The sequence below is a fragment of the Pseudomonas sp. FW305-28 genome (assembly GCF_017351395.1).
Lineage (GTDB): Bacteria > Pseudomonadota > Gammaproteobacteria > Pseudomonadales > Pseudomonadaceae > Aquipseudomonas > Aquipseudomonas fluorescens_AA.
This window is the reverse complement of record NZ_JACNDD010000092.1, coordinates 17,702-27,107: the sequence shown is the minus strand read 5'-3', so window position 1 is coordinate 27,107 and position 9,406 is coordinate 17,702. Positions and strand designations below refer to the sequence as shown.

Below are 9,406 nucleotides of genomic sequence, written 5' to 3'. Positions count from 1 at the left end.
GATAGCGGCCTGTTCCCACCCGGCCTGCCGCCATGCTGCTTCCCGCCCTCGACTGGCATCCCCAACCCCGCCTCGAACCCCTTCACCTGGACTGGCTTGCCCGTGCCGGTGTCGAAGTGGCGGTGTTGCGCCTGGACCGGATCGATCCGCTGATCAGCGGCAACAAGTGGTTCAAGCTGGTCCATCATCTGCGTGCCGCCCATGAGGCCGGTGCCGAAGGGATCATGAGCCTGGGCGGTGCCTATTCCAACCATTTGCATGCGCTGGCGGCGGCGGGCAAGCGCTTCGGCTTTCCCACGGCCGGGCTGTTGCGCGGTCATCCCCAGGACACGCCGACGGTGCGTGACCTGAAAGCGTTTGGCATGGACCTGCACTGGTTGGGTTATGGCGGATACCGAGAGCGGCACGCAGCGGATTTCTGGGGACCGTGGCAGCTTCGCTATCCACATTTGCATCCGGTGCCCGAGGGCGGTTCGGGATTGCCTGGGGCGCAAGGTTGCATGACGTGGGTGGCCAGTGTCCGTGAACAACTGGCGGCGCTGGGATGGGCGGATTATCACGGTTGGTGGTTGGCTTGCGGTACTGGAACATCGCTGGCCGGACTGGTGCTGGCCGAAGCGGGCGCGCGCCCGGTCTACGGCGTGCTGGCCGTGCCGCCGGACCATGGCGTGGCCCGGCAGGTCGAGCGCATCGTGGGGGAAGCGGGGCTTTCCAGCCCGCGTCATGAGTTGTTCGACGGCAGTCGTGGCGGTTTCGCCCGGGTCGATGCCGAGCTCACGGCCTTCATCGAAACCACGACGGCCATCGAACTGGAGCCGTTGTACACCGGCAAGGCCTTGATGGTGCTCAAGGCGCGGGTCGAGGCGGGAGGCTTTGCCCCCGGCACGCGCCTGGTCTTTGTCCACACCGGCGGTTTGCAAGGCCGCCGAGGGTTCGATTGACGGTCGATCAGCCGCGTTTGGGCATCATCCGCAGCAGCGTGTTGTCCCGTACCACGTAGTGGTGATACAGCCCCGCCAAGGCATGCAGGCCAATCAACCAATAGCCGATGGTGCCGCCCAGCACGTGCCAGCCTTCCAGTTGCTTGGCGAACTCCTTGTCTTGATCGATGAGCAACGGCAGATCGAAACCGTAGAACATCACCTGGTGCCCTTCGGCGCTGGTGATCAGCCAGCCCAGCAGCGGCATGGCGATCATGAACAGGTACAGTGCCCAGTGCATCAGGCGGGCGAGGATGGTTTGCCAGGCAGGCGATGCCGGGAAAATCGCCGGTGCCTTGCCCATGCTGCGGGCGAACAGGCGCAGCCAGACCAACACGAACACCGTCAGGCCGAGCATGAAATGCGCTTCCTTGATCAATGTCCGGCCGCCGCTGCCCTTGGGAAAAATTCCCCGCAACTCAATGCAGGCATAAACCACGGCCAGCAGGACCAGCATCAGCCAATGCAAGGTTACCGTGACGGTACTGTAGCGGCTTTCCGAGTTTTTCCAGGGCATTGCGGGTATCTCCAACAATCAGGGCAGAGCGCCGTCTAGCGCGGCGTGTCTTTACTGTAAGCCCGTTTCGCTGGGTTTGCATGAGCCAGATCAGGTTTGCTGGCAAGAATCCAAAGGGCAGGATCAGGGTGTGAAGTCTGGCGGGTTCAGCAGCCAGTCCAACAGCAGCCCGGCATCGTGATTGCCACGGGACGGTTTCGGTGGGGCGGCGGCGTGTCCTGCGCCGGTATCGACAGCCCCTGGGCACAGCACCGGTCGGTCGGGGTCGCCATCGAGAAAGCTCACCAGCACTTCGCTGCCGGCCATCAGGGGAGGGCTGTCGCCCAGCGTCAGTCGCGACACGGGCAGCGTGATGCCTTCCTGGTCCGGCGCCCAGAGGCTGACACTCACGTGGCCGCGCTCATCGAATGGGGCCGGCTGGCCGGTGCGGCCGAGTACATGAGCCAGGTGATACCCGGGAATGCACGGTTTGGGATGCTTGAGGGCCGGCCTGAACACGGTGGACCAGGGGATGGCGGTGAAGCGGTTGCGGTAGTCACGGGCCGACGGTGTGGTGGGCAGGTCCGGTTCAAGGATCGAAAACTGCCGCCCGCGATGCTGGACCTCGGTGATCAGCCATTGATCGTTGAAGGTGGAAACCGGGTGTTCGCAGATCTGCACGATGTCGCCGCCGTGCAGGGCCGATTGATCACTGTGGCCATGGATTTCCCGTTGCCGACAGCGCAACCGTTCCAGATGGCGGCGTCCGGCCTGGTAACGGTGAGTCAAGGCCGGGTCGCGGTGCATGGCCTCATGGTCGATCTGTTCGAGGGGTTGATTCGCCGCCGGGGCCTCGGTTTCGGTCTCGGCCCGGTCACGGAACCCGACAGGCACGCCAGGTACCATCGCGTGGTGGCGCAAATACAAGCGCTTGATGGCCGGTATCGAGTTGTCGTTCGGGCGCAGGGGCAGCTCGATGGCGCGCGCGGGGAAACTCTTCGGGTCTTCGGCAAACACCAGGACGTGGCCCTGGGGAGTGTGTTCGAAGTGGTAATGAATGCCTTCTTCCTCACACAGCCGTTGCAGGAGGGCCAGGTCGCTTTCGTCGTACTGGATGCAGAATGGGCGACACGGATACTGCCCATGGGGCAGCTCGAAACGGTAACTGTCGGCGGGTAGAGCGTTGTCTTCCAGCAGGCGTTGCAGCAGTTGCACCACGCTGAGCCGATGGAAAACCCGGCGCCGCGGGCCTTGTTCCAATCGCAGCAGGTAGGGCACCAACGTCAAGCGGTAGCCGATGCGCCGCGGTGCCGAGGCACTCAGGCTGACGCTGTGGACAATCCCATGGATGCCCGACTCGCCGTCCAGGCGCAGGAACGCCGGATGCCCCAACAGCAGGTCGGGGTTTATCGGTGGGGCCAGGCCGATCAGTTCGAGGTCAAAGCGGTACGGCTGGTTGAGGGCTTCGCGGCCATTGAAGCGCAAGACTTGCAGCTGCAAGTCGTTTTGCGTGAGCGTCAGGCTGAAGGGACTTTCCGTGTCGTTGCGCATCGCGCCTCCTACTGGCAGGGACAGAGGCCCAGAGGGTACGAAACCACGGGGGGGAACGGTGCTTGCGAGCCGCTATTTCAGAAAAGCCCTACAACACACTGTGAAAATGTCGATCCGGCACGGTGAATTTTTTGGTCGATCAGCCGGTTTAGGCCGTATAAACTTGCGCCACAGCGCCGGCCGGCAGATGTCTCGGCGCGTCAGACAAGAGAGTGAGTAATGGGCGCACAGTGGAAGGTTAAACACAAAGAAGCGGCTGCCAACGCCAAGGGCAAGATCTTCGGCAAACTGGTGAAGGAAATCACCATTGCCGCGCGCAACGGTTCTGATACCGCGACCAACGCGCACTTGCGTCTGGTGGTCGAGCAGGCGAAGAAGGCCTCGATGCCCCGCGAGACCCTGGAACGTGCGATCAAGAAAGGTTCCGGCCAGCTCGGTGAAACCGTGCAATACCACCGCGTCACCTACGAAGGGTTCGCGCCGCACCAGGTGCCGCTGATTGTTGAATGCGTGACCGATAACATCAACCGTACCGTCGCTGAAATTCGCGTCGCGTTCCGCAAGGGCCAACTGGGCGCCTCGGGTTCGGTGGCGTGGGACTTCAACCATGTCGGCATGATCGAAGCCGCGCCGGACAGCCCGGACGCCGATCCGGAAATGGCCGCCATCGAGGCCGGTGCCCAGGATTTCGAGCCGGGCGAAGACGGCGCGACGTTGTTCCTCACCGATCCTGCCGACCTCGATGCCGTGCAGAAGGCGTTGCCGGAGCAGGGCTTCACCGTGTTGTCGGCCAAGCTGGGCTACCAGCCGAAGAACCCGGTCAGCGGCTTGACCGACGAGCAGATGGCTGAAGTCGAAGCCTTCCTCGAAGGCCTCGACAACCATGATGACGTGCAGGACATGTTTGTCGGGTTGGCGGGTTAAGCACTACCCCCTGTGGCGAGGGGATTTATCCTTGGGTGCGGTTCACTCTGTGGGAGCAAGGCTTGCCCGCGATGCGCAGATCTCGTTTTTTCAGAGACCGCGCCGTCTTCATCGCGGGCAAGCCTTGCTCCCACAGATAAATCCCCTCGTCACAATAAGTCGTGTGTTTGTTAGTTTGGGGTGCTGGTTTAGTCGATGTGTTTGAACTCGCTGAGCAACCTTTCAATCTCATCAAAACCCGGCCGTGCCAGCACGTCTGGCTGACAGCAGCGTGCCTGCAGCTCCTGCAACGTTGCCAACTCCACGGCACTGGACGCCGGTTCGATCCGCGCCAGCAATTCCCCCAGCAAGATTGCGAAGGCCCGCACCTCGATGCGTTGCAGTGCGCGGGTTTGCACGGTGTCGGCCGTGGCGTGGAACGACGCCGCGCCAAAGTCCCCCAGCCGGCAATCGCCCTGGTCATTGCAGAGGATATTGTGCCCGTACAGATCCCCATGGGTGATGCCCTGGCGGTGCAGGTGCGCCGCCACCGAGGCGATGCCGTGGGCGATGCGCAAGGCCACCGGGGCGCTCAGGCGCAGTTCATCGGCATACACGTCGCGGGTGCATGACGCCAGGCTCGGCAGCCCGGCGAGGTTGCGATAGCTGGGTTCGATCAGTGCCATGATCAGCCCGGCCTGTTGCTCGGGGTGCCCGGCGACCTGACCCAACACGTCAATCAGGTTCGGGTGTCGACCGGCGGTGATGCAGGCATGCATTTCATGCAGGGGTGAGCCGTCGCTGGTCATCTGGCCTTTGTACAGCTTCACCGCGACGTTTCGCGCCACCTGGCCGGGCGCCTGCCAGAGCGCTTGGTGAATCACTCCGGAGGCGCCTTCGCCCAATTGTCGTTGCAACGTCAGTTGCGACCAGTCGATGGGGGTCGTGGTGTTCAAGGCTGCGGCATCGGCCTGGGTTTCCAGTGGGTTGCCGGCGTAGGCCAGCCAACTGAGGCTCGGCAGCTCCAGCAACCATTGCGGCAGCTCGGTCAGTTGGTTGGCGGCGATGCGCAGCAGTTCCAGGCGATGACACTGGCCCAGACTCGCCGGTAACTGCTGCAAACGGTTGCCGGCCAGCATCAGTTTTTGCAGGTGTGGGCGTTGGCCCAGCTCGTCCGGCAAGTGGCTGACGTCGTTGTCGGTCAGGATCAGCCAGCGCAGCTGTGGTGGCAGCGCGGCGCCCGTGACGCGGGTGATGCGGTTGGCCTTGAAACCGACCATGGTCAACGCGCTGCAACGGCCCAGGCATTCGGGCAGTTCAGTGAAGCGGTTGTCGGAACAGAACAGCACGCGCAGGCGAGTCAGCCGATGCAGGTCGTCGGGCAGCGTGTCCAACTGATTGCCGCTGAGGTTGAGGATCTCGAGGGAGTCGGCCAGCTCGAAGATTTCCCGGGGAAACTCCGTCAAGCCGCAGGCCAGGTCCAGCCGGGTGATGCCCGAGAGCTGGCCGGCGCGTAGTTGGGCGAGGGTGTGCATGGCAGGGTTCGCTGTTGATCAAGAGGGGGCTGGCGCCCGTAGCCGGACAGTTAACCAATAATCAGCTCAGTACAACACCCTGTGGCGAGGGGATTTATCTGTGGGAGCAAGGCTTGCCCGCGATGAAGACGACGGGGTCTCTGAGAAAACGAGGCGCCTGCATCGCGGGCAAGCCTTGCTCCCACAGCAGTTTTTCCATAACAGTGCTGCTCCGCTGGCCACAGTCAATCGGGCTAGCGCTCGATGCTGCGGTTCCAACGGGCGTTCCAGGCCGGGCGTTGTTCGTTGACCTGGTCCCAATCCACGGCAATCGCTGTTTCCAGGTATTGCTTCATCGCCTCCACCTGGCCACGGGTCTTGTCGGTGGTCGGGGTGTTGGGGTTGGAAGGGATCTGGTCGCCTTCTTCCAGGGCAATGGCCTGGGCTTGCGGGGTCAGCAGGAAAGCGGCGAGCTTTTGCGCCAGTTCCGGCTGGGTGTTTTGCGCGATGGTGCATTCGGCGACGTTGAGGACCACGGCGCCTTCCTTCGGCTGGGCATATTCGACGGGCATGCCCTTGAGTTTCAGCGCGGTCACCTGGGTCGGTGTCAGCGGGAACAGCGCGGCTTCGTCGGTCTGTAGCATTTCGGATATCTTCGCCGAGCTCGGGATGTACTCCAGCACGTTGCGCCCCACCGTGTTCGGCCACGCCTTGAAACCTGGCTCGACGTCAGTTTCGCTGCCGCCCTGGATCCGGTTGAACATCAAAAAGCCGTGCAGGCCGAAGGTGGACGAGGCCATCGACTGGAACACCACTTTGTCCTTGAAGCGCGGATCGGCCAGGTCCATCCATGAAGTGGGCGTGTTCCAGCCTTTTTCCTTGAACAGCCGCGTGTTGTAGGCCAGCCCCGTCACCCCGAGGCTGACGGCCACGGCCTGATCCTTGATACGCCCCTTGGCCGGGATCTGCGCCAGGGTCGGGCTGTCCTCGAGCTTGTCGCACAGCCCCATGGCGATGGCGCGGTACATGATGCCGTCATCGAGAAACATCACGTGCATCTGCGGGTTGCCTTTGCTGGCCTGGACTTTCGCCAGGATGTCGGCGGAGGTGCCGGGCACGATGACCACTTTGACATTGTTGGCTTTCTCGAACGCCGGCAAGACCTTGTCGGCGTAGAGCCGCTCCATGGTGCCGCCGTTCATGCCCAGGTAAAGCGTCGGCTCGGCCAACGCCTGGGTGACCGGGAGCAGGGCGCCCAGGCAAGCGGAACCCAGCGAGCAGAAGCCGAACAGTGCACTGCGTTTGATGTTATTCATTGGCGCGACCTTCCTCTATCAAGCAACGGAGATGGAGTGAAACCGGGTGATGGAAAACGCATCCAGCGGCGTGGTCGAAGCCCCGCTGCAGATGATCTCGGTGAGCGCCTGGCCCACCGCCGGGCCGATCTGGAAGCCCGCGCCGGCAAAGCCGAACGCGTGCAATAGGCCGGGCTGGGTGCTGCTGTGGCCGATCACCGGTTGGCGATCGGGCAGGTAACCTTCGGTGCCGCTCCAGGTCCGAATCGCCTGGGCGCCTTCCAAAAACGGGTAGAGCTCGACGGCCTGGCGCAGGATTTCCAGCACGGCGTTCTGGCCGGGCCGGGCGCGAGCGGCATCCAGGGCAAAGCCTTGGCCGCCTCCCAGTACGCAGTTGCCGCGCGAGACCTGGCGGGCGTAGATACCGCCACCCTCGACGCCGGTGCTGGCGTCCATGATCAGGGGCAAGGGTTCGGTGACCAGCATCGCCGGGTGCCCGGCGTGCATCGGTACCGCTTCGCTGAATTGCGCGGCGAACTGGCTGGCCCAGGCTCCGGCGCAGTTCAGCAGCCAGGGCGCGTGGAACGTCAGGCCCGCTGCGGTGTGTACGACAAAGCGTTGGCCGTCGTGCAGCACGGTGCTGACGGTGCATTGTTCATGGACTTGCGCCCCCTGCCGGCGAGCGGCCTGGGCAAAGGCTGGGGATACCAGGCGTGGATTGGCATGGCCGTCATCCGGGCACAGCGACGCCCCGACCGCGACGGCGCCGACCCACGGAAAACGCCGGCGCAGGGTGGTGCGATCGAGCAGTTGCAACTCCAGGCCGAAGCCTTGGCTGGCGACGGCGTAGTCGTGCAGCGCTTGCAGGTCTTCAGCACTGCGGGCCAGCTTCAGATGACCGCTGCGATGGTACTCGCCGTCGATGCCGATCAATTGGGGCAACTGGCGCCAGATTTCATGGGCCCGTTGCGACAGGGGCAGTTGCGACAGGGGGCGGCCCTGGCGGCGCACACCGCCGTAGTTCACGCCGCTGGAGTGCGAGCCGCAGAAGTCGCGCTCCAGCAACGCCACCCGGCGTCCGGCCTGGCTCAGGAACAACGCGGCCGAGGCGCCGACGATACCGCCACCAATGATCACTGCATCCACTTCGATCATGGCTCGACCTCCAGGCCGAACGGCACGGGCTTGATCGGCGCCTGGGCCCGCAAGCGGCCGATGCTGGCGACGGCGCGGCCACTTTCGCAGGCAATGATTTCCGCGGCTGCGGCGCCGCACATTCGCCCCTGGCAGCGGCCCATACCGACCCGGCAATGGGCCTTGACCCGATTGATTTCCCAATGGCCTTCGCCCACCACCCGGCGGATATCGCCCGCGCTGACTTCTTCGCAGCGGCAGATCATCAGGTGATCGGCTGCGTCGGCGGCCCAGTGTTCAGGAAAGGCAAAGGCGCGCTCCAGGCCTTCCCGGAACCGGCCGATGCGCTCAAGGGTTTCTTCCAGTTGCGTGCAACGCTGCGGGTCGGTCGAGTAGCCGAGGTCTTCGAGCAAGGCCAGGGCCGCCCGTTCACCAGCCAATTGCGCCGCGTCGGCGCCCATGATCCCGGCGCCGTCACCGGCCAGGTAAATCCCCGGCACGCTGCTGCGCCCGGCGTGGTCTCGTTGAGGCAGCCAGGCGCGGTTGAGGGCGTTCCAGGTAAACGCACAGCCCAGCAGGTCGGCCAGTTGGGTTTCGCTGCGCAAGCCGTGGGCGAAGGCCACCGCGTCACAGTCGAGGGTGTGTTTACCGCTTGCATTGCGCCATTGCAGCGACTGCACCCGACGTTCTCCATCCAGATGTGTCAGGCTCGCGCCTTGATGCACGGCGATGCCGCGGGCGGCCAGCCAGGCGCGGTAGTAGAGGCCCTTGGCGAGGGTGGCCGGTTGGGCCAGCAGGCCGGGCAGGGCGCGGACTTGGGCGCCAAAGGGCGAGCTGTCGAGGACGGCGACCACATTGGCGCCGGCCCGGGCGTATTGATAGGCCACCAGATACAACAAGGGACCGCTGCCAGCGAACACGACCCGTTCGCCGATGGCGCAGCCCTGGAACTTCAGGGCAATCTGCGCCGCGCCCAGGCTGTATACCCCGGGCAGGGTCCATCCCGGCACGGGCAGGACCCGGTCGGTGGCGCCGGTTGCGACGATCACGCTGGCGTACTCGAGGCGGTCGGCGCGGCCTTCATGCAGGGTATCGAGCAGGCCGGCCTCGGCGTTCCACACCAGGGTGTCGGGACGGTAATCGAGCTGTTTGCGCAACGCGTCAAGCGTCTGGTGGACGGCGTTGGCCTTGTGCGCTTCGAAGCCATAGAGCTCGCTAGGCGAGCGCTTGAAATTGGCCGGTTGGCGCCGATAGATCTGCCCGCCACCGCGAGCGGCTTCGTCCAGCAGGACCGGGTACAGGCCGTGGGCGACCAGGGTCTGCGCGGCGCGGATACCGGCCGGGCCGGCGCCGATGATGGCTATCGGTTTCATCGCCACCTCACGGGCAGGGCCGGGGGATTTGTGGGGTTGTCGAAACGGTCATCGCGAGCAAGCTCGCTCCCACATGGGATCTGTTGTGGATATTGGTTTTGTGCACGCCGCAAATCCCCTGTGGGAGCGAGCTTGCTCGCGATGAGGCCATGCCTGTCGA

General features: G+C 64.2%; 8 protein-coding genes. 2 read left to right on the top strand and 6 right to left on the bottom strand.

What is annotated here, in order from left to right; genetic code table 11:
- The first annotated feature begins 32 nt into the window (after nucleotides 1-32).
- Complete coding sequence (locus J4E53_RS20435; RefSeq protein WP_103309870.1) at nucleotides 33-941, top strand: 1-aminocyclopropane-1-carboxylate deaminase/D-cysteine desulfhydrase; 909 nt, start codon at nucleotides 33-35, stop codon at nucleotides 939-941.
- Nucleotides 942-948: 7 nt separating this feature from the next.
- Here J4E53_RS20435 and J4E53_RS20430 read toward each other — a convergent pair whose 3' ends face one another.
- Entirely contained in the window at nucleotides 949-1,497 is a 549-nt protein-coding gene (locus tag J4E53_RS20430) for a cytochrome b (RefSeq protein WP_060738316.1), read from the bottom strand.
- 123 nt (nucleotides 1,498-1,620) lie between these two features.
- Nucleotides 1,621-3,027, bottom strand: a complete 1,407-nt coding sequence (locus J4E53_RS20425; protein ID WP_103309872.1) for a type VI secretion system Vgr family protein — start codon at nucleotides 3,025-3,027, stop codon at nucleotides 1,621-1,623.
- A 219-nt stretch (nucleotides 3,028-3,246) separates the two neighbouring features.
- Between J4E53_RS20425 and J4E53_RS20420 the strand changes: the two genes are divergently transcribed.
- Nucleotides 3,247-3,951, top strand: coding sequence for a YebC/PmpR family DNA-binding transcriptional regulator (locus J4E53_RS20420; protein ID WP_103309874.1), 705 nt, complete (start codon nucleotides 3,247-3,249; stop codon nucleotides 3,949-3,951).
- A 188-nt stretch (nucleotides 3,952-4,139) separates the two neighbouring features.
- Here J4E53_RS20420 and J4E53_RS20415 read toward each other — a convergent pair whose 3' ends face one another.
- From J4E53_RS20415 to J4E53_RS20400, 4 genes are all read right to left on the bottom strand, one after another.
- Nucleotides 4,140-5,465, bottom strand: a complete 1,326-nt coding sequence (locus J4E53_RS20415) for a leucine-rich repeat-containing protein kinase family protein (RefSeq protein WP_103309876.1) — start codon at nucleotides 5,463-5,465, stop codon at nucleotides 4,140-4,142.
- A gap of 233 nt (nucleotides 5,466-5,698) precedes the next feature.
- Nucleotides 5,699-6,760 (bottom strand): ABC transporter substrate-binding protein, encoded by a 1,062-nt coding sequence (locus J4E53_RS20410; RefSeq protein WP_103309878.1) that lies wholly within the window; start codon nucleotides 6,758-6,760, stop codon nucleotides 5,699-5,701.
- Between the two features lie 18 nt (nucleotides 6,761-6,778).
- Nucleotides 6,779-7,894: an FAD-binding oxidoreductase gene (locus J4E53_RS20405; RefSeq protein WP_103309879.1), complete on the bottom strand. Its 1,116-nt coding sequence runs from the start codon at nucleotides 7,892-7,894 to the stop codon at nucleotides 6,779-6,781.
- Complete coding sequence (locus tag J4E53_RS20400) at nucleotides 7,891-9,246, bottom strand: NAD(P)/FAD-dependent oxidoreductase (RefSeq protein ID WP_103309882.1); 1,356 nt, start codon at nucleotides 9,244-9,246, stop codon at nucleotides 7,891-7,893. The genes J4E53_RS20405 and J4E53_RS20400 overlap by 4 nt, the downstream gene beginning before the upstream one ends.
- Nucleotides 9,247-9,406 lie beyond the last annotated feature (160 nt).

Excerpts from the sequence above, each read along its gene's own strand:
- J4E53_RS20430 (WP_060738316.1), bottom strand. The coding sequence starts at position 1,497 with ATGCCCTGGAAAAACTCGGAAAGCCGCTACAGTACCGTCACGGTAACC.
- J4E53_RS20420 (WP_103309874.1), top strand. The coding sequence starts at position 3,247 with ATGGGCGCACAGTGGAAGGTTAAACACAAAGAAGCGGCTGCCAACGCC.
- J4E53_RS20415 (WP_103309876.1), bottom strand. The coding sequence starts at position 5,465 with ATGCACACCCTCGCCCAACTACGCGCCGGCCAGCTCTCGGGCATCACC.
- J4E53_RS20405 (WP_103309879.1), bottom strand. The coding sequence starts at position 7,894 with ATGATCGAAGTGGATGCAGTGATCATTGGTGGCGGTATCGTCGGCGCC.
- J4E53_RS20400 (WP_103309882.1), bottom strand. The coding sequence starts at position 9,246 with ATGAAACCGATAGCCATCATCGGCGCCGGCCCGGCCGGTATCCGCGCC.
- J4E53_RS20425 (WP_103309872.1), bottom strand. The coding sequence starts at position 3,027 with ATGCGCAACGACACGGAAAGTCCCTTCAGCCTGACGCTCACGCAAAAC.
- J4E53_RS20410 (WP_103309878.1), bottom strand. The coding sequence starts at position 6,760 with ATGAATAACATCAAACGCAGTGCACTGTTCGGCTTCTGCTCGCTGGGT.
- J4E53_RS20435 (WP_103309870.1), top strand. The coding sequence starts at position 33 with ATGCTGCTTCCCGCCCTCGACTGGCATCCCCAACCCCGCCTCGAACCC.